Source organism: Pseudenhygromyxa sp. WMMC2535 (assembly GCF_011083025.2).
In genome coordinates, this window is the sequence record NZ_JABJWV010000001.1 from 4,909,197 (window position 1) to 4,928,067 (window position 18,871).

At 69.8% G+C, this 18,871-nt stretch carries 15 protein-coding genes; 7 read left to right on the forward strand and 8 right to left on the reverse strand.

Annotated elements, in window-relative coordinates; all coding sequences use genetic code 11:
* The first annotated feature begins 12 nt into the window (after positions 1-12).
* Positions 13-3,480 (forward strand): pyruvate carboxylase, encoded by a 3,468-nt coding sequence (gene pyc / locus G6O69_RS19200; protein WP_172304967.1) that lies wholly within the window; start codon positions 13-15, stop codon positions 3,478-3,480.
* A 66-nt stretch (positions 3,481-3,546) separates the two neighbouring features.
* On the opposite strand, the gene G6O69_RS19205 is transcribed toward pyc, so the two are convergent.
* Positions 3,547-4,158 (reverse strand): DNA-3-methyladenine glycosylase, encoded by a 612-nt coding sequence (locus G6O69_RS19205; protein ID WP_172304968.1) that lies wholly within the window; start codon positions 4,156-4,158, stop codon positions 3,547-3,549.
* 62 nt (positions 4,159-4,220) lie between these two features.
* Between G6O69_RS19205 and G6O69_RS19210 the strand changes: the two genes are divergently transcribed.
* Together G6O69_RS19210 and G6O69_RS19215 are read left to right on the forward strand one after the other, a co-directional pair.
* Positions 4,221-5,759: an SMP-30/gluconolactonase/LRE family protein gene (locus G6O69_RS19210; protein ID WP_172304970.1), complete on the forward strand. Its 1,539-nt coding sequence runs from the start codon at positions 4,221-4,223 to the stop codon at positions 5,757-5,759.
* Between the two features lie 220 nt (positions 5,760-5,979).
* Positions 5,980-6,777 carry a hypothetical protein gene (locus tag G6O69_RS19215; protein ID WP_172304971.1) on the forward strand — a complete coding sequence of 266 codons (798 nt, stop codon included), beginning with the start codon at positions 5,980-5,982 and terminating at the stop codon, positions 6,775-6,777.
* 126 nt (positions 6,778-6,903) lie between these two features.
* Here the strand turns inward: G6O69_RS19215 and G6O69_RS19220 are convergent, their stop codons facing one another.
* The 6 genes from G6O69_RS19220 to G6O69_RS19245 all read right to left on the reverse strand — a co-directional run bounded on the left by G6O69_RS19220 (position 6,904) and on the right by G6O69_RS19245 (position 13,885).
* Positions 6,904-8,610 carry a hypothetical protein gene (locus G6O69_RS19220; protein WP_176396957.1) on the reverse strand — a complete coding sequence of 569 codons (1,707 nt, stop codon included), beginning with the start codon at positions 8,608-8,610 and terminating at the stop codon, positions 6,904-6,906.
* Between the two features lie 184 nt (positions 8,611-8,794).
* Complete coding sequence (locus tag G6O69_RS19225; protein ID WP_172304974.1) at positions 8,795-9,448, reverse strand: VOC family protein; 654 nt, start codon at positions 9,446-9,448, stop codon at positions 8,795-8,797.
* Positions 9,449-9,542: 94 nt separating this feature from the next.
* Positions 9,543-10,493 (reverse strand): amidohydrolase family protein, encoded by a 951-nt coding sequence (locus G6O69_RS19230; protein WP_255215818.1) that lies wholly within the window; start codon positions 10,491-10,493, stop codon positions 9,543-9,545.
* Positions 10,494-10,509: 16 nt separating this feature from the next.
* The gene (locus G6O69_RS19235) at positions 10,510-11,343 is read right to left on the reverse strand and encodes a hypothetical protein (RefSeq protein WP_172304976.1); all 834 of its coding nucleotides are present in this window, start codon (positions 11,341-11,343) and stop codon (positions 10,510-10,512) included.
* A gap of 28 nt (positions 11,344-11,371) precedes the next feature.
* On the reverse strand, positions 11,372-13,291 hold the full coding sequence (locus tag G6O69_RS19240) for a hypothetical protein (protein ID WP_176396958.1): 1,920 nt from the start codon (positions 13,289-13,291) through the stop codon (positions 11,372-11,374).
* A gap of 240 nt (positions 13,292-13,531) precedes the next feature.
* Positions 13,532-13,885: a hypothetical protein gene (locus G6O69_RS19245; RefSeq protein WP_176396959.1), complete on the reverse strand. Its 354-nt coding sequence runs from the start codon at positions 13,883-13,885 to the stop codon at positions 13,532-13,534.
* A 65-nt stretch (positions 13,886-13,950) separates the two neighbouring features.
* Between G6O69_RS19245 and G6O69_RS19250 the strand changes: the two genes are divergently transcribed.
* The 4 genes from G6O69_RS19250 to G6O69_RS19265 all read left to right on the forward strand — a co-directional run bounded on the left by G6O69_RS19250 (position 13,951) and on the right by G6O69_RS19265 (position 18,245).
* Positions 13,951-16,581 (forward strand): ATP-binding protein, encoded by a 2,631-nt coding sequence (locus G6O69_RS19250; RefSeq protein ID WP_172304978.1) that lies wholly within the window; start codon positions 13,951-13,953, stop codon positions 16,579-16,581.
* Between the two features lie 135 nt (positions 16,582-16,716).
* Positions 16,717-17,040 (forward strand): hypothetical protein, encoded by a 324-nt coding sequence (locus G6O69_RS19255; RefSeq protein ID WP_176396960.1) that lies wholly within the window; start codon positions 16,717-16,719, stop codon positions 17,038-17,040.
* Positions 17,041-17,049: 9 nt separating this feature from the next.
* Positions 17,050-17,487 (forward strand): hypothetical protein, encoded by a 438-nt coding sequence (locus tag G6O69_RS19260; protein ID WP_172304980.1) that lies wholly within the window; start codon positions 17,050-17,052, stop codon positions 17,485-17,487.
* A gap of 38 nt (positions 17,488-17,525) precedes the next feature.
* The gene (locus G6O69_RS19265; protein WP_172304981.1) at positions 17,526-18,245 is read left to right on the forward strand and encodes a hypothetical protein; all 720 of its coding nucleotides are present in this window, start codon (positions 17,526-17,528) and stop codon (positions 18,243-18,245) included.
* Between the two features lie 42 nt (positions 18,246-18,287).
* Here G6O69_RS19265 and G6O69_RS19270 read toward each other — a convergent pair whose 3' ends face one another.
* Complete coding sequence (locus G6O69_RS19270; RefSeq protein ID WP_172304982.1) at positions 18,288-18,782, reverse strand: hypothetical protein; 495 nt, start codon at positions 18,780-18,782, stop codon at positions 18,288-18,290.
* Between the last annotated feature and the right edge of the window lie 89 nt (positions 18,783-18,871).

Here is an 18,871-nt window from a genome sequence, read left to right on the forward strand (position 1 = left end):
TACACTCCGGCCGTGCCCCATCGGCCAATTCGAAAGCTCCTGTGTGCCAACCGCGGCGAGATCGCCATCCGCGTGTTCCGAGCGGCGACCGAGCTCGGGATCCGCACCGTGGCGATCTTCAGCCGTGAAGATCGCGTTCACCTCCACCGCTACAAGGCCGACGAGGCCTATCTCGTCGGTGAGGGCAAGTCGCCCGTCGCCGCCTACCTCGACATCGAGGGGATCATCGACGTCGCCAAGCAAAACCATGTCGACGCGATCCACCCGGGCTACGGCTTCTTGTCCGAGCGGGCCGACTTCGCCCGGGCCTGCGAGGCCGCGGGCATCCGCTTCGTCGGGCCCTCGCCCGATGTCATCGACGTGCTCGGCGACAAGACCCGGGCCCGCGACCTGGCGATCGCCGCCAAGGTCCCGGTCGTGCCCGGGAGCGACGGCCCGGTGGCCGACGTCGCCGCGGCGCAGGCCTTCGTGGCCGAGCACGGCCTGCCGGTGATCATCAAGGCGGCCATGGGCGGCGGCGGCCGGGGCATGCGGGTGGTCCGAGAGGCCGGCGAGCTCGCCGAGGCCTTCGAGCGCGCGCGCTCCGAGGCGACCTCGGCCTTCGGCGACGGGACCGTCTTCCTCGAGCGCTACATCGAGCACCCGCGCCACATCGAGGTCCAGATCCTCGCCGACGCCAAGGGCGAGGTCATCCACCTGTTCGAGCGCGACTGCTCGGTTCAGCGCCGCCACCAGAAGGTCGTCGAGGTCGCCCCCGCGGTGGGCCTGGACCCCGAGACCCGCGAGGCTCTGACCCGCGACGCCGTGACCCTGGCCCGGCACACCGGCTACCGCAACGCCGGGACCGTGGAGTTCTTGGTCGACAGCGAGGGGCGCCACTACTTCATCGAGGTCAACCCGCGCATCCAGGTCGAGCACACGGTCACCGAGCAGGTGACCATGGTCGACCTCGTCCAGGCGCAGATCCGCATCGCCGGCGGGGCGACCATGGCCGAGCTCGGGCTGAGCCAGGAGGGCATCCAGACCCGCGGCTTTGCGATCCAGTGCCGCGTGACCACCGAGGACCCGCTCGCCAACTTCCAGCCCGACACCGGGCGGATCGAGGCCTTCCGCTCGGCCTCGGGCATGGGCGTGCGCCTCGACGGCGGCTCGGGCTACGCCGGCGCCCGAGTCTCGCCTCACTACGACTCGCTGCTCGTCAAGGTCACGGCTTCGGCCCTCGACTTCGGCGGGGCCGCGGCCAAGCTCCACCGCGCGCTGGCGGAGTTTCGCGTGCGCGGGGTCAAGACCAACATCCCCTTCCTGCAAAACGTCCTGCGCCACCCCACCTTCTTGTCCGGGGACGCGCGCACCGACTTCATCGATCAGACCCCGGAGCTGTTCCGCTTCCCTCGCCGGCGAAACCGCGCCCAGCGAGCGCTGCGCTTCCTGGGCGAGGTCGCCGTCAACGGGCCCACGGTCGCGCCGAGCAACGAGCTCGCCCCCGGCCCCGAGCCGCTGCTGCCCGACTCGCTGATCCCCGCCCCGGGGGCGCGGCCGCCCGAGGGCTGGCGGCGGGTGCTGCTCGAGGAGGGCCCGGCCGCCTTCGCCCAGGCGGTGCGCGGCCACCAGGGCCTGCTGCTCATGGACACGACCTGGCGCGACGCTCACCAGTCGCTGCTGGCCACCCGCGTGCGCACCCGCGAACTCGCGACCATCGCCCCGGCGACCTCGCACGTGCTCTACAACTGCTACGCCCTCGAGATGTGGGGCGGGGCGACCTTCGACGTCGCGCTGCGCTTCTTGCGGGAGTGCCCCTGGGATCGGCTCGAGCGCCTGCGCGCGCTGGTCCCCAACGTGCCCTTCCAGATGCTGCTGCGTGGGGCCAACGCCGTCGGCTACACCAACTACCCCGACAACGTCGTGCGTCGCTTCGTCAAGCTCGCCAAGCAGCGCGGCGTCGACGTGTTCCGGATCTTCGACTGCCTCAACTACCTCGAGAACCTGCAATTGGGCATCGACGCCGTGGGTGAGGCCGGCGGGGTGATCGAGGCCGCGATCTGCTACACGGGCGACGTCAGCGACGCGCGGCGGACCAAGTACTCCTTGCAGTACTACGTCGACCTCGCCGGGGCCCTGCACGAGCGGGGCGTGCACGTGCTCTCGATCAAGGACATGGCCGGGCTGCTCAAGCCCGGGGCCGCGCGCCTGCTGATCTCGGCGCTGCGCGAGTCCTTCCCCTACCTGCCGATCCACGTGCACACCCACGACACGGCGGGCACCGGCGTGGCCTCGATGCTCGCCTGCGCCGAGTCCGGGGCCGACGTGGTCGACGTGGCCGTCGACGCCATGGCCGGCCTGACCTCGCAGCCGGCGATGGGGGCGATCGTCGCGGCGCTGCGTGATACCCCGCGCGACACCGGCCTCGAGCTCGAGGACATCCAGCCCCTCAACGCCTACTGGGAGCAGGTCCGCCGGCTCTACGGGCCGTTCGAGTCGGGCCTGCGCAGCGGCAGCGCCGACGTCTACATGCACGAGATGCCCGGCGGCCAGTACACAAACTTGCAGTTCCAGGCCCGCGCGCTCGGGCTCACGGGGCGCTGGGAGGCGATCAAGCGGACCTACGCCGCCGCCAACCGCCTGCTCGGCGACATCATCAAGGTCACGCCGAGCTCCAAGGTGGTCGGTGACCTCGCGCAGTTCATGGTCCAAAACGACCTCGACGAGGAGGCCGTGCGCGAGCGGGCCGAGACCCTCTCGCTCCCGCGCTCGGTGGTCGAGTACTTCCAGGGCTACCTGGGCGTGCCCCACGGCGGCTTCCCGGAGCCCCTGCGCACCAAGGTGGTCCGCGACCTGCCGACCATCGAGGGCCGCCCGGGGGCCAGCTTGCCGCCCCTGGACTTCGACGCCCTGCGCCGCGAGCTCGAGGGCAAGTGGGGTCCGCACATCCGCGAGGTCGACGTGCTCTCGGCCGCGCTCTATCCCCAGGTGTTCACCGAGTACATGAAGTTCCGCAACGACTTCAGCGACGTCTCGCTGCTGCCGACGCGCAACTTCATCGGGGCCATGAAGCTCGGCGAGGAGATCAGCTTCGAGATCGAGCGCGGCAAGCTGCTGATCGTCAAGCTCACGGCGATCGGCGACGTGCGCGAGGACGGCCTGCGCGAGGTCTTCTTCGAGCTCAACGGTCAGCCGCGCTCGATCCTCGTCGCCGACGCCTCCGTCAGCCAGGAGGCCGTCAGCCGCGAGCGGGCGCGCCCCGAGGTCGAGGGCTCCGTGGGCGCGCCGATGCCCGGCGTGGTCATCGAGGTCCGCGCCAAGGTCGGCGAGCGCGTGGCCCCGGGCGACGCGCTGGTGGTGCTCTCGGCCATGAAGATGGAGACCGTGGTCGCGGCTCCGATCGCCGGCAAGGTCACGCGCATGGCCGTGGACGTCGGCGACGCCCTGGCGGCGGGGGACCTGCTCGTCGATATCGAGGCCGTCGCCAGCGAAGAGAGCTGAGCGTGAGCGCGCCGCGGTGAGCGGGCGCCCCTCGGATCCGATCTCGGTCGGGGCCGAGGGGCGCGCTCACTTCTGGGCGCGCAGCAGCTTGCGGTGGCCGACCCAGGGGTTGTCGGCGAGAGCGAAGCGCCACGGGCGATCGCGGTCTTCGGGCGCGGCGAAGTCGATGCCGACCCGCGCGCCGACGAGCAGGCCAGGGTTTTGCCAGTCGGGCTCGGGCCCCGCGAGGACCAGCTCGCCGGGCTCGTAGAGCGGGTGCCCAGACCAGCTCGTGTCGAGCTCGAGGGCGGCGCCGACCTTGCCTGGGCCGTCGAGGAGGGTCGGCCCGGTCTTGCCGCCCCGGCGCGCGCGAACCTGCTCGAGGCCGGCGAGGGGCTCGCAGGCGCGGATCAGCACCGCGCTGGCGCGCCCGGCTTCGCCAGCGCTGATGTTGAGCATGTTGTGGATGCCGTAGCACAGGTAGACGTAGACCCGGCCGGCGGGGCCCCACATCACGGCGGTGCGCGGCGTCTCGCCGGCGCGGGCGTGGCTGGCCGTGTCCTCGGGGCCGGCGTAGGCCTCGACCTCGGTGATCCGCAAGACGACCTCGCCGCGCTGGAGTCGACAGCCGAGCAGCGTTCGGGCGAGGGCCTCGACCTCGCGGGCGCAAAAAGACTGGGGCAGCGGATCCAGGACCATGGCGAGGACAGCTTACAGCCCGTGGCTGCGCTGGTCCGCGGCTGTTAGGCTCCGCCGACGTCATGGCGATTCGAACGCTCAAATCCATGGATCTCGCGCGGCTGCCCGCGCTCGCGCTCGCCTGTGTCGCCCTCACCGGCTGTCCTGGAGACGACGATCCAGGCGGCGGTGAAGGGACCGAGACCGGCTCCGATACGGGCTCCGAGGGCGACTCGAGCTCGACCGACACGGACACGACGGGCGAGGGCGAGGGCGAGGGCGAGGGCGAGGGCGAGTCGAGCGGCGAGGAGACGAGCGAGACCGACACCAGCGTCGACTCCCCGATGATCGCCGGGGACTGGCAGCCGGGGGCCGGGTTGATCCTCGGCAGCTGTAGCGGCGAGGCCTACGCTCAGCCGCTGACCACCGACGCCTTCGTGGTCGAGGCGCTCGGCGGGGGCGAGTACAGCCTCGCGTTCGCCGAGGGCTGCGAGGTCCCGATGACCTGGGACGGCGCCCTGGGCTTCGCCTCCGGCGAGCTCGCGCTCGAGTGCGCGGTCGAGTTCGAGGGCGAGGCGGCGAGCGTGACCATGACCGCGCTGAGCCTCGAGCTGCGCGGCGAAGACCTCGACGACGAGGCCGTGCTGACGGCCAGCTACGCCATGAGCTCGGCGATCCTCGACTGCGAGCTCGAGCTCTCGGGCCAGCTGACCCTCGACGCCGGCCCTGCGCCCCTCGAGGTCGTCGAGACCTTCGCGGCCGGGGACTTCCTCGAGTCCGTGGCCACGGACGACCAGGGCAGCTTGTGGCTGACCAACCGCGGGCCCACGGGCACGGGGGTGTTCACCGTGTTCGAGGGCGAGCTCTTCTTTGCCACCCCCTTCGTGGAGGGCGCGCTGAGCAACCTGGTCATCGACGAGCTCGGCGACATCTACGGGACCTTGGTGGTCCCCGAAGATCCCGAGGGCCCGCGCGAGCTGATCTTGGTCGAGGGCGGCCAGGCCACGACCTTGGCCGAGCTCCCCCAGGACAGCCGGCCCAACGGGATCGCCGTGGACACCAGCGGCAACCTCTACGCCGCCGACAGCACCGGCCGGCTGTTTCGGCTCGAGTTCGAGGGCGCCTTCGCGGAGGTCTGGGCCGAGGGCTCGCTGCTCGACCAAAAGGCCGGCGGCTTCCCTGGCCCCAACGGCGTCGAGATCTTCGACGGCTACGTCTACACCTCGAACTCCTCGCAGCTGTCCATCGTCCGCGTCCCGATCCTCGACGACGGCACCGCTGGCGAGGCCGAGCTCGTCGCCTCTGGCGTGGCCGTGGACGACTTCGCAATCGACGTCGAGGGCAACCTGTGGGCGACCACGCACCCCTTCAACGGCGTCGTGCTGATCCGCCCCGACGGCAGCGTGCGCCTCGTTCACGACAAGCTCGACGAGGTCTGGGGTCCAGCCGCGGCCGCCTTTGGACGCGGACCCGACGACCAGACCGTGCTCTACGTGTCGACGGACGGGAACCTGTTCGGGTCCGCGCTGACGCCTCCGCTCCAGCAGTCGGCCGACATCATGCCCGCGGCCTTGCTGCGCGTGGACGTCGGCGTGGCGGGGGCGGCGATCCCCGGGGAGTGAAGGCGCGCCAGCGAGGGGGTGGTGGTGGCGCGTGTTCGCGGTCAACCAAACCGGCTCGCGGGACGGCGCCTGGTGCCTCGGTGAGTCGCGGGGAGAGGCGTCGATTGTGCCAACTGTGGCGTGGGAAGAGCATATTTGCTACCAAGTGAAGATGGCTCCCCAGGCGACTCTTTTGGCCCACTGGCGTCTCTCCACAATCTTGCCGCTCTCGTTGCTGCTGATGAGCGCATGTATCCCCGGTGGAGACGACGACGCGACGGGCGGATCTGGCAGTGAGTCCGAGGAAGAGACGACCTCGACCGGCAGCGAGTCCGAGTCGACGACGGACACCTCGACGGAGTCGGAGAGCACGGAGTCGACGGAGTCGGAGAGCACGGAGTCGACGGGCACGGAGTCGACGGGCACGGAGTCGACGGACACGGAGAGCACGGAGTCGACGGACACGACGGATGGGGACACGACGGATGGGGACACGACGGAGAGCGAGACGGCCGAGACCGACACGACGGAGACGGACACGGACACGGGCGGAAACCTGGACTGCCTGCCCGCTGACGCCTTCGAGGACAACGACGTGGCAGAGGAGGCGTTTGCGGTCGAGTGGAACGACTGGAACGGGTTCGAGCTCTACGCGAGCCTCGAGGCGTCGCTGTGTGAGGAGGAAGACTGGTATTTCCTCGACGTCTCCTCCACCGACTTCGAGTCCGACCCAGAGGACCGCGCGTTCTATGTGGACATCATCGTCGAGGGCTCGAGCTGGTGTGGTGTCTGGTGCGAGCAGCCCGAGCTGCCGGTGGCGGTGGAGAACACGGTCTCCGTCGAGGTCTATGACGCAGAGAGCATGCAGCTGCTCGTCGCGCAGACCGCGGAGAATGGTCGGGTCAATGTCGACAAGACTGGGGCGGCCTATGACAATGATCTGCTGGTGCGGGTCTATGGGCCCGCGGTGGTCAACTATAACTACAAGCTGACCCTGAGCGTGCGCGAGCAAGACGGCGAGGACGAGTGCGAGTGCTGAGCTCGCGTTGAAGCGGTCGCGCGAGCGCCCGAGGGCCCTCTGGCTCGGGCCGCTCGGGCATCTCGTCTGTCTCGGGCGGCGTGAGCAGCCCGAGACAGAGGGCGGGTGAGGGCCCGCCCGGATCACTCACTGGTAGGACACGGGGCCAGCGGAGGCCGGGGTCTCGTCGTCGCCGATGTTCTCGGTGTTGCCGTAGCCGAGCCGGCCGTTGGAGCCCCAGCCCCAGCACAGCAGGTTGTCGTCGGTCAGGAGCGCGCAGGTGTGATAGGTGCCCGCGGCGACCTCCACGGCCACCGCGCCCTCGCCGAGGTCCACGTCGCCCATGGTGTCGGGGGTCTCGTCGTCGCCGATGACCGCCTCGTTGGCGTAGCCGAGGCGGCCCTGACCGCCGTTGCCCCAGCAGCGGACCGCGCCGCCGCTCATGAGCGCGCAGGTGTGCTGGTAACCCGCGGTGAGCTGCACGGCGGTGCCGCCGATGGGGACGTCGCCGGCGGAGGCTGGGGTCTCGTCGTCGCCGATGTTCTCGCCGTCGCCGTAGCCTGTGGCGCCAAAGCCCCCGCGTCCCCAGCAGCGGACGGCGCCGCCCTCGAGCAGGGCGCAGGTGTGGTTGCCGCCCGCGACCACCTGCACGGCGGCGCCGCCGAGCTGGACATCACCGGCCTCGGCGGGGGTCTCGTCGTCGCCGATGCTCTGGGAGTTGGCGTAGCCCAGCTTGCCTTGGGAGGCGCTCCCCCAGCAGCGGACGCCGCCGCCTTCGAGCAGGGCGCAGGTGTGGGTAGTGCCCGCGGCGATCTGGGTGACGACGCCGCCGACGTCGACGTCGCCGATCTCCTCCGGGGTCTCGTCATCGCCGACGCTCAGGGTGTTGGCGTAGCCGAGCTGCCCGGAGAGCGAGCGACCCCAGCAGCGGACGCTGCCACCCTCGAGCAGGGCGCAGGTGTGGGTGGAGCCCGCGGTGATGTCGATGACCGGGCCGCCAACGGGGACGTCGCCGGCCCAGTCGGGGGTCAGGCCTTCGCCGATCGCTAGCGTGTTGCCGTAGCCGAGCTGGCCGTAGTCCGCGGAGCCCCAGCAGCGCAGGCCGCCGTCGTCGAGGCGCGCACAGGAGTGGAAGCCGCCAGCGCTCACGTCGATGGCGAGGCCGCCGAGGGCGACGTCGCCGACCTCCGCGGGGGTCTCGTCATCGCCGATCGTGGTGGTGTTGCCGTAGCCGAGGGCGCCGTCGAAGCCGTGGCCCCAGCAGCGCACCGCGCCGCCGCTGAGCACGGCGCAGGTGTGGTTGTTGCCCGTCGCGACGTGGGCCGCGAGCGTGCACAGCGATTCTTCGCAGGCCCCAGACGTGCAGTCGCTGGCGGCCTCGCAGGCTTGACCCGTCAGGCAGCCGGCGCAGCTGCCCCCGCAGTCGAGATCGCTCTCGTCACCGCTGAGGATGCCGTCGTCGCAGGTGGGCGCCTGGCAAAGGGTCGTGCAGGCGTCGGTCTCGTCGGCGTTGCCGTCGTCGCAAGCCTCGCCCTCGTCGAGGACCCCGTTCCCGCACAGCTCGCCCTCGGTGTCGGTCCCGGTGTCTTCGCCGGTGTCGGTGTCGGTGTCGGTGCCGGTGTCGGTCTCGGAGCCTTCGTCGGTGTCATCCGAGCTGGTGTCGGTGTCGGTCTCGGAGCCTTCGTCGGTGTCGTCCGAGCTCGAGTCGGTCTCGGCGCTCGTGTCGTCGGTCTCATCGGCGGATGACTCGCTGCCCATCTCGTCGGTGTCCGCCTCGCCTCCGTCGTCGGTGCACGCCGAGGTGACGAGGAATGTGGCGACCACCAGGCCGCAACCTGCCTTGCTCAAATGCATCACCGAGCCATTGTCGGCATGGTGCGCGACATTGGTCAATGTCGATGTCGATGTCGCCCTTCGAAGATCGATCGTTCCATACGCGTCGCCTCTGCTCCGTTTTGTACCGATCGATTGACATCAGGTGCCCGGTGAGCGGGGCGTGAGCGCTGGTGTCGGTGGCGGACGTCCTGGTCCGCGCGTCTCACTCGTCCGACGCTGGAGGCTCGGGGATCCAGCGCTGGGCCTCCGTGTCCTCGTCGTAGTCCATGGGCGAGGGCAGGCGCTCGAACTCGATGAGCAGGCCCCAGGGGGTCAGGCCAAAGCGCCCGCGGTTGCCGGGGCCGGCCTCCTGACCCATGAGCGGATAGGGTCCCTCGAGCAGCTTGCCGCCCGCGGCCGCGAACGCAGCCGTCACGGCCTCGATGTCGTCGACGGTCACGCTGAAGTGGCTGATCCCCATGTCGGAGATGCCGCGCTCGCCGGTGTGTCGGGGCGCGTCGATCTCGAAGATCTCGAGGTTCGCGCCATTTTGAAACCGGAGCATGGACACGGCGACGATGGCCGTGCCAGGGAGCAGGCCGTTTTGTGCGCCGACCTCCTCCGCGGTCAGCGGCGCCCGGGACTTGTCGACGAGGGAGAACAGGACCTTGGCCCCGAAGGCGGCCTCGAAGAAGTGCACGGCGGCGGCGTGGTCGGGGACGGTGATGCCGATGTGCTCGATGCCGCGGGGGCGGGCGCTGGGCGTTGCTTGGCTCATGTGGATCCGTGGCGAGCTGTCCGCGGCGCCGAAGAACAGGGCGCGCGCGGGGAGCTCGGTCTCGCCAAGGTGACCCTGCGAGCGGGGGCTGTCGATCAAATTGGCGCTCGAGGGCCGTCGCCGTGAGCTGGGGGCGCTCGGGCGTGGATGGCTCGCGCGGACGCGCGCCCACGCGAAGGTGGCGCTGCGCCGCTCAGGCGATCGAAAACAACCCGCGGGCCGAGCGTCCGCAGATCCACTCGAGGGTCTCGGGCTTCAGCGCGTAGTCACGCAGCAGCCGCAGCTCGCGGTCCCAGGCGTAGGGGATGTTGGGGAAGTCCGTGCCGTAGAGCACCCGCTCGGGTCGCATCTCGAGCAGGCGCCTGGGCGGCGCCGACGGGAAGTAGTCGGCGAGCATCATCGTCGAGTCGAGCCACAGGTTGTCGTGGCGCTCGAGCAAGTCGGCGTAGCCCTCGAATTCGTCGGCCCCGAAGTGGGGCACGCACAGGCGCAGCTTGGGCCAGTTGCGCAGGACCTGCTCGACGCGCTCGACGGCGCAGACCTCGTAGGTGTCGCAGGCGTAGGCCGGGCTCTTGGGCTCGCGGCCGGCGTGCATGACCATCGGGCGATCCCAGCGCACGCAGACGTCATAGAGCTCGGCGAGGGCAGGATCGTCGGCGGCGAAGCACTGCACGTGGCAGTGGAGCTTGACGCCGCGCAGGCCGTGCTCGGCGAAGGCGCGCTCGAGGATGTCCGCCGCCCCGGGCTCACCGGGGAGCACCGTGGCGAGGGCGGTCAGCCGCGGCTCGTCGCGGGCGAGCTCGGCGGCGAAGGCGTTGAGGACCTCGGCGACCCCGGGCTTGTGGGCGTAGTGCAGGCCGACGACGTGCTCGACCCCGCGCGAGAACAAGAAGTCGAGGACCTCGCGGGCCTGGAGGCGGTAGCGGATCGGCCAGCCGTGGGCGTCGAACCACCGCCAGATCGCCGCGAACAGCCGCGGGGGAAAGAGGTGGACGTGGGCGTCGACCAGGGGCGGGAGGCCGTCGGGGACGCGGGGTCCCTCCTCGTCGTCGAGGGCCGGGAGCGGGGTCGAGAGCGTGCCCGGGCTGCTCGCCGCGCAGACCGGCGCGGGCAGGTTGGCGAAGTCGTGGTCGTGGAGATGCAAGTCCGGGTGTCCGTCGTCAGTCGAAGATCGTCGGCAGGTCTTCGGGGAAGGCGCCCTCGACCACCTCGCCATGGTCGAGCAGGCCGCTGAGCAGCTCGCAGCGCGCGGCCTCGGCTTGCCAGTCGCAGTCGGCGAGCAGCGCGTCGAGGCCGTCGACGTCGACCAGCGAGGTGGCGACGGGCTGGAGGGCCAAGGACGCGTGGGCGCCGGGGCGCTCGGCGACCTCGTACTCGTTGGCGTGGCAGACCCCGCAGCGGGTCAGGCCGTCTTGGTACTCGAGGTCGTAGGGATCGCCGGGGTCGATCGTCTCGGTGATCGGGAAGGCGAGCTCGCCCTTGATGGTGTGCGTGCTGTCCACCCACTCGCTGAACTCGAGCAGCGGGGCGCCGTCGCCCGCGGGCACGACAGAGAGGATCAGGCCGTCGCCGAGGATGAACAGCCGCGGGTTGTCCTCGCCCACCGCTGGCTGGATGCTGAACTCGCTGTCGGTCGCGACCACGCTCAGCGGTCGCGGCAGGCTGGCGAGCACGCAGGGGATGGTGACTGGGTGAGGCAGGGCCTCGATGCGCGCGACGAGCTCCGGGATCGACTGGGGCGCCGGCTCACCGGTCACGCAGGCCGCGGGGATCGGGCCGTCGTCGCTGGTGTCACCGGTGTCGGTGTCGGCCGTGTCGCCGGCCTCGGAGTTGGCCGCGCTCGTCGCGTCGTCGGCCTCGCCGGACGCGTCATCGCTGCCGCTGCCGTTGCCGTTGCTGCTGCTGCTGCTGCTGCCTTCATCGGGCGCCTGCGCCGCGGGGGCGCAGGCGAGGAGTCCCGCGAGGGCCGCGGGGATGCGAGAGCGGAGGCGCACGTCGGGAGTATGCCAAAGCCCGGCGGGCTCAGCGATCGAAGCCGGCGCGGATGTAGTCGTTGACCGCGGTGGCGCTGAGGTCCTCGCGCCAGGCCATGCGCCCTTGGCCGGTGGCGAGGGCCAGGAAGTCCTCGAGGGTCGTGCCCGCGCCGACGACGACGGCGTAGCTCTCGATGTCGCGCTCGGGGTCGCTGTAGCCGGGGACGGCGGCCAGCGCCGTGGCCCCGGTCTCACCGCTGGCGGCGACCCATGCGTCGAAGTCGACGTTTTGACCGCCGGCGCCGAACCACGCCTCGGCCTGCGTGTAGTACCGGTTGTCGGCGTAGGTGTAGGCCGCGAAGCTCGGCTGGTGGACGATCATCCGCGAGGCGAATTCGGGATCGACGAATTCGTTGTCGAGGATCGAGAGATTCGAGGTGCTGGCGATCTCGTTGACGATCATCGACCGGTTCTGGAGCCGCCAAAACAGGTTGTCCTGGATCAGGTAGTCCCTGGCCGAGGTCCCGCCGAGCTGCACGCCATAGGAGTTGGTGACGCTGTCCTGGCGGTGGTTGAGCATCAGGTTGCCCTCCACCACCAGGCCGTCGTGATCGGAGAGATCGAGCGCCCACGCCAGGTAGCGGTCGGTGGGGCGGGTGCGGCCGATGTCCGTGAGCACGTTGTCGCGGATGGTGGTGTCGACGAAGCGGTACTCGCCCTCGGCGTTGCCGCCGATCGACATGCCGATCTCACCCTCGATGATGAAGTTGTCGTCGATCACCAGGCCAGTGACCACCCCGGGCTCGTCGGAGCGCATCTTGATCTGGATGCTCGACGCGCGCGCGAGCAGGTTGCCGCGGATCACGATGTCGTGGCCGCCGAGGTAGAGGTTGTGGTTGTAGATCGTCGCGCAGGCGCTCTCGACTTGCTCTGGGTTCCAGCCGTTGTGATCGAGCAAATTGTCCTCGATCAGCAGGCCGTCGACGTGGCTGGCGTAGATCCCCGAGGGCCGGTAGGTGGCGCCGGTCGTGCAGGTGTTTGCGTGGTAGGCCCGCTCGACGATGCTGCGCCGAAATTCGATGTTGTCGAGCTCGCCCTCGCCGTAGCTATGGAACACGGACTCGGCGTACTCGAAGTGGCAGTCCTCGATCAGGTGGCCGCTGCCGTTGCCCACGTAGTGCAGAGCCCCTGGGCTGTCGGACTCGTCGTCGAATTCGGGGTCGCTGGGATCCTTGTGCAGGCTGATCAGGTGCAGGCCGATCAGCGCCACGTAGCTGCGCTGGGCGCCGTCGTGGTCGATGAACCAGTCGACGAGCTCGAGGCGCGGGCGCTCGGTCGACTCGCCGTAGGAGGCGATCACGAGCGGGTGCTCGGCGTCGCGGCCCGACTTGAAGCGGTAGAGGTCCTCGCCGCGCCAGGTGTCGCCGCGGCGCAGGAGCAAGAAGTCGTGCTCGGCGTCGCGGACGAGCGCCGCGCCAGCCGCGAGGGAGGCCACGGGGGTCTGCGGGCTGAGCCCGTCGTTGGCGTCGTCCCCCTCGCTGCTGACGTAGATCGCCAGGCTGTCGTCGCCGATCTCGAAGGTGGTGAAGCCGTCCTCTTCGTCGCGGCTCAGGGCGGCCTCGGTGTGGTCGCCGGGACCGTAGCAGCCGAGGTCGTATTGCCAGTCCGTGTAGCCGTCTCCGTCGTTGTCGATACCGTCGTTGCACTCGGAGAGCTGCGTGCCGGTATCTTCGGTACCGGTCTCGGTACCGGTCTCGGTCTCACCCTCGCCGCCGGTGCCGGTCGTGCTCCCGTCGGTGGCGTCGAGGCCCTCGTCTGTGCCCTGGGTCTCGGTACCGAGTTCATCGTCGCTCGAGGCGCCGGGGTCCGTGCAGGCGAGGACGGCCAGGAGCATGGGCGCTGCGCACAGTGGCGTGCGCGTGGCCCAGGCGGAGAGGTGGGGCTGCGAAGAAAGTGTATTCGAGGACATGGCGATTTCGATTGACGGCTCGAGGGAGTGGCGCTCACCAAAATGAATGTCCGAATGGACAGTTCACCGGTGACGTGATCAAAGCGTGAGCGGGATATCGTTGAATATGGAGCGGATCATCAATATCCCGCAATCGATGGTTCATACTCGATTACCCACGACCGAACCAGCGTGAATTCGAGGAGGCTGAGGATCGAATGTTGGTCGGTCCAGCGGCGCAGGACGAGGCGCTCGTGTAGATCACCCTCGAGCTCGCTCGCGGGCGAGATACCGAGGAGGGCCCGCTCGCCCGCGGCGCCGCGGGGCGGAGCTCGGTGCTCGTCGCGACCAGTCGAGTACGCAGCGCAGATCAGCGCAGGGCGTAGTCGTCGGGCCCGTGCGCTCTCCGCCCCGCCCGGAACCAGCCTCGAGGCGCTCGGCCAGGGGATCCACGAACATGATTCGCGCCCTGGCGCCGAGGTCGGGCGCCAGCACAGCGGCGAGGCTCAGGCCGGCCAGACCGGAGCCTGCGAAGAGGTAGCGCGGCCTCGGGGCCATGACCATGGCTTCGCCGAGCGCGGAGGTCGTGAAAAGCCCGGGCGTGCGTGTTAGCACGCCCGCCTTCGGTGTGGCAATCGAGGGTGCATGGCCCACGGCGAGGGCATTACTTTAGTGGGGTCATGGCGGGAGAACTCGAGGCCCTCGTGCGCCAGGTCGAGATCAGCGCGCTGACGATCAACGAGCGCATCGCTCGGATCTACGACGCGCTCCACGCCTTGCACGACCTGACGATCCTGCTGCATCGCGTCGAGGTCGGGAAGCGTGGGGCCGCCGAGGCATGGCACCACGAAAGCGGGTTTGGGATCGACGCCTACGGATATTACGAGCGTCTGGAGCTGCTCGCGCGGGCGCGGGCTGGCGAGGTCGACCCGCTGCACCAGATCTACTATGCCGACGCGCGCGTGGCCGTGGATCCCCTCGCGCGGGCGCGGATGTACGCCATGCGCGACATGGCCGCGGCGATCGCGGGGATCAAAGAGCGCCTCGCCGGGCTGGCGTGGATCTACTACCAGGACGCCACCGGCTTCGCGATGACCTATCCCATGCACGACCCCTGCACGGTCGTGCCGCCGGACTTCGACTGGCACAGCTATCACACCTATGTCGCGGCGGGGCCCGAGGCCAACCCCGCGCGGAAGATCCGCTGGGCCCCGCTCAACCTCGACTACGGCGGTCAGGGTCTGATGGTCTCGCCATCGATCCCGCTCTACGTCGGCGACGAGCTCGTCGGGGTGTGGAGCTTCGACGTCAAGGTCGACGAGCTGATCGCGCTCAGCGGTATCGAGCGCAGGCGCTCGCGCACGACCTTCATCGTCGAGGGCGACGGCAGCTTGATCGCCCACGACGGCATGCAGACCGTGGTCCGCGAGCAGGGCGAGGTCTTCCGCGAGGAGCTCGCCAGCCTCGGAGGGGACTTCGCCGAGCTCGACCTCGACGACATGCTCGCGCAGCGCTCGGGCACCCGCGAGCTCGTCGATAGCTCGGGGACCTCGCTGCGCCTGATCTATCGCGCGATCCCAAACCTCGGCTGGTTGTTGATGTGCACCGTGCCCACGCGCAGCGTGCTCGAGAACGTCGAGCGCTCGTTCTTCGAGGCCTTCGAGCGCGCCAAGGCCGGTGACCTCAGCCACCGCATCGCCGACGTTGGCGGTGACCTCCAGGCCGTGGTCGACGGCTTCAACAGCATGAGCGCCTCGGTCGAGGAGACCCTGGCCGCCAACGCGCGCACGATGAGCGCGCTCGAGGCCAGCCGGGCCCACGCCCGCGCGCTCTTCGAGGCCGCCCCCGTGGGCCTGGCGCTGCTCCGCGGCCTCGAGGGCGAGATCGTCGACGTCAACCCGGCGCTGCGCCGGGCGCTGGGCCGCGAGCCGCGGGCGGAGCAGGTCAAGCTCGGGCGCAAGGAGCCCTCGGCGCTGATCGGCGAGCGTCTGCCCGCGCTCACGCCACAGGACTTCCGCGGTGACCTCGAGGCCTTGATCGCCGACGCCCTCGCCTGCGGCCAGGCCGGCCCGGTCGAGCGCGAGCTGCTCGGCCGCGACGGCCAGCTGGTCCCGGTCCGGGTGATCGGGCGTCGCCTCGAGCGCGACGACGGCTGCTTCGTGCTCGCCTGCGTCGAGGACATCACCGAGCAGCGCCGGCTCCAGAGCCAGGTGCTCCACGCCCAGAAGATGCACGCCATCGGTCGCCTGGCCAGCGGGGTCGCCCACGACTTCAACAACCTGCTGACGGTGATCATCGGCGGGGCCTCGCTGCTCGGCCTCGACCTCGACGAGGGCGAGCCGAGGGAGCTGCTCCAGAGCATCGAGGACGCGGCCGAGCACGCGACCGCGCTGACCAGTCAGCTGCTCGCGTTCAGCAAGCGCCAGGTCGTGCAGCCGCGGCGCCTCGATCCCATGGCGATCATCGAGCGCTGCCAGCGGATGCTGGTCCGCCTGCTCGACGACGATCTATGCCTCTCGCTGCGGGTCGCCGAGGACCTGCCGGCGATCCGCTTCGACGACGCCCAGCTGGTTCAGATCGTCATGAACCTGGTGATCAACGCCCGCGACGCCATGCCCGAGGGCGGGACGATCGAGATCGAGTTGACGGCCGAGGACGAGGGCTCGGCTGGCCCCGAGCTCGTGCTCAGAGTGCGCGACGAGGGCGAGGGCATGAGCGAGGCGGTCCGCGAGCGGGTCTGCGAGCCCTTCTTCACCACCAAGCGCACGGGCACGGGCCTGGGCCTGGCGACGATCAAGGAGATCCTCGACGGGGCCGGGGGGCGCCTGGAGATCGAGTCGCGGCTGGGCGAGGGCTCGACCTTCACTTGCCGGATCCCGGCGATGACCACGGCGCCGGTGGTCGCGGCGCTCGAGCCGTCGAGGCAGGGGCCGCTCGAGGGGCTGATCTTGGTGGTCGATGATGACCAGCTGGTCCGTGACATCGCGGCGCGGAGCCTGCGGCGCGAGGGCGCCGAGGTCCTGACCTGCGCCGGCGGCCACGAGGGCCTCGCGGCGCTCGAGCGGCACGCGGACGCGCTGCGGCTGATCATCACGGATCTGATGATGCCGGGGCTGTCCGGCCGCGCCTTCGCCGAGAAGGTGGTGGCGGCGGGCTGGCGTGGCCCGATCTTGTTCATGTCGGGCTACACCGACGACGAGATTCACCGCCAGGGCATCTCGGCCCAGTCTCGCGGGCTGCTGCGCAAGCCCTTCACGCCGAGCTCGCTGCTCGAGGCCACGCGTCGGGCCATCGCGGATTCACGGCCCTGATTCAATTGCGGCGCGCCGGGGTTGTGGGACAATCGGTGCATGTCGAATGAAAGCTTCGAGGCGCTCGACCCCAGAGTGACGAAAAATGCCGCCTCGCTCGGGAAGTGGATGCGGCTGACTGGTGTACTCACGCTCGTGCTGCTCGGTCTCTTCGTGCTCGTGGCGCTCGTGTGGCTGTTCTCGAGCGCGAGCTTCCTGAGCGCGCTCCCTGGCCTGGGGCCCTTGGGGCTGGTCTACGGGGGCTTCATGGTCGCCTGGGTCGTGGCCCTGGTCGTTCAGTCGATGTGGCTGTTGAAGGCTGGGAAGGCGTTCGGGCGCGTGTCCGAGGTGGGGCTGAGCGGGGAGCTGAAGCTGGCCTTCTCCCGGCTCAGGGACGTGATGATCGCCGAGGTCGCAATTGGTGTACTGCTGAGCTTTGGGCGCGTCGTGACGTCGCTCTTTGGTCTGCCGCTGCTGTAACTGAAAACGATGGACGAAATGAACGATAGCGATAATTCCACGCCTCCACTCGGCGTCGAGGCTGGCAGCGCCGAGCCCTTCGTATGCAGCGAGGCGCTGCGCGAGAGCAGCGCGAGGATCTCGAGGCTCGCGTTGGTCGCGGGGACCCTCGCCTTGCTCCGCGAGCTCGCCGCCATCGTCGACGAGGGCGTGTCTGAGCTGAGCATCATGTCCTCGGCGCTGCTGCTCGCGGTCGCGGTGTTCTTGCTGCTCGCGGGCTGGTCACTGCGCCGGCTGAGCCGGCCCGAGGGGACGCGCGAGGATCTCGCCAAGGGCCTGAGCTACCTCCATGGGGTGTTCCTGACCCGCGGACTGATGCTGCTCATCTTGGTGGCCTGCGGCCTCGGTGGGGCCCTCCTGGTCCTCGCGCTGGGCTCCGACGTGGTCGCCGGGGGGCTACAGTTTTGAGCGCCCTCGCGCGCGCCCGTCGGGGTACCCTGAGATAGGTGGCCGCGCCGAAGCGATACGACGACGAGCAGGTCGGGCTGATCCTCAAGCGAGCCGCGGAGCTCCAGGCCAAGTCGCCCGGAGACTCGCGGCGGATGTCCATCGAGGAGGTCGAGGCGATCGCTGGCGAGGCCGGCATCGACACGGCGCTCGTGCGTCAGGCCGCCCGCGAGCTCGCCCAGCCCAAGCCGCGCGAGCAGAGCGTCAACCCGCTGATCGGCGCGGCCTCGAGCCTGCACTTCGAGGCTCGGCTCACCGGCGAGATCCCCGAAGACTGCTTCGACGAGCTGATCTTCGAGATCAACGCGGCGCTCGGCGAGCCGGGGAGCATCAGCCGCAGCAACCGCAGCTTGGCCTGGCACTCGGTCGTGACCCAGGGCCAGCCCGGGCGGCGGATCGCGGTGACGGTGACGGCGGCCCGCGGTGAGACGATGATCCGCATCGATGAGCGGCTTCAGAACCTCGTCGGGGCGCTCTTCGGCGGGATCGTCGGCGGCCTCGGGGGCGGCGGCATGGGCCTGATCGCCCTGCCCATCGTGTTCGCGCCGACGCTGGTCCCGGTGTTCGTGCTCGGGTGGTTCGGGGGCGCCTACGCCCTGGCGCGGATGCTCTATAAGCGCCAGGTCGCGCGGCGTGAGGCCGAGCTGGGTGCCCTGCTCGATCGGATGGTCGGCGTGTGTGAGGGGTCGATCGGGGGCCGGGCTGCGCTCGAGGCCTGAACGCATCAAAGCGGCCCGCGTGGGCGGACCGCTCTGATGGGTTCAGGCCTCGCAGCTGTTCTGCATGCCGAGGTCGGGCTCGAAGACGGTCTGCTCGCCCTCGGGGGTCTGGATCCACAGCCGGCCGTCGACCAGCTGCGCACGGAAGCGGGCGTCGTTGCGGCCGATCCAGCGGTTCGGGATGGTCGTCCTGGGGATATCGACCTCGAGACCCTGGCTGCGCACGACCCCGACGGCGCAGCGCATCATGAATTCACGGAACAGCCGGTAGGTGAAGCCATAGATCTCGGGTTCTCGGGCAGCGGCGATCTCGAAGCAAAATAGGGCCGCGTAGAACTCGGGGACCTCTTCCTCGAGGAGCTCGCGGGCGTCCTGGAGGCTGCTATATGCGAGGGGATCGACCGAGCCGCCCGAGCTATATCGCGCTTTGATACTCTCTTCGGCGAGCTCGTAGCTCGCCTCCATCACCGAGAGGTACTCCTCGAACGTGTGGATGTTGCTGAGGTAGATGTGATCCGTCAGGTACTTGGGGGGCATGGGACCTCGGGCATCCGGCTTCTGCTCGGATCACCCAAGGTTGATGTGGGGATATGGGCCAGAGTGATCAGTTTGTTGTACTTGCGTAA

What these genes read in the sequence shown, in the direction of transcription:
- G6O69_RS19210 (WP_172304970.1), top strand. Translation starts at nt 4,221, where the DNA reads ATGGCGATTCGAACGCTCAAATCCATGGATCTCGCGCGGCTGCCCGCG.
- G6O69_RS19270 (WP_172304982.1), bottom strand. Translation starts at nt 18,782, where the DNA reads ATGCCCCCCAAGTACCTGACGGATCACATCTACCTCAGCAACATCCAC.
- G6O69_RS19250 (WP_172304978.1), top strand. Translation starts at nt 13,951, where the DNA reads ATGGCGGGAGAACTCGAGGCCCTCGTGCGCCAGGTCGAGATCAGCGCG.
- G6O69_RS19260 (WP_172304980.1), top strand. Translation starts at nt 17,050, where the DNA reads ATGGACGAAATGAACGATAGCGATAATTCCACGCCTCCACTCGGCGTC.
- G6O69_RS19215 (WP_172304971.1), top strand. Translation starts at nt 5,980, where the DNA reads ATGAGCGCATGTATCCCCGGTGGAGACGACGACGCGACGGGCGGATCT.
- G6O69_RS19240 (WP_176396958.1), bottom strand. Translation starts at nt 13,291, where the DNA reads ATGTCCTCGAATACACTTTCTTCGCAGCCCCACCTCTCCGCCTGGGCC.
- G6O69_RS19205 (WP_172304968.1), bottom strand. Translation starts at nt 4,158, where the DNA reads ATGGTCCTGGATCCGCTGCCCCAGTCTTTTTGCGCCCGCGAGGTCGAG.
- G6O69_RS19220 (WP_176396957.1), bottom strand. Translation starts at nt 8,610, where the DNA reads ATGCATTTGAGCAAGGCAGGTTGCGGCCTGGTGGTCGCCACATTCCTC.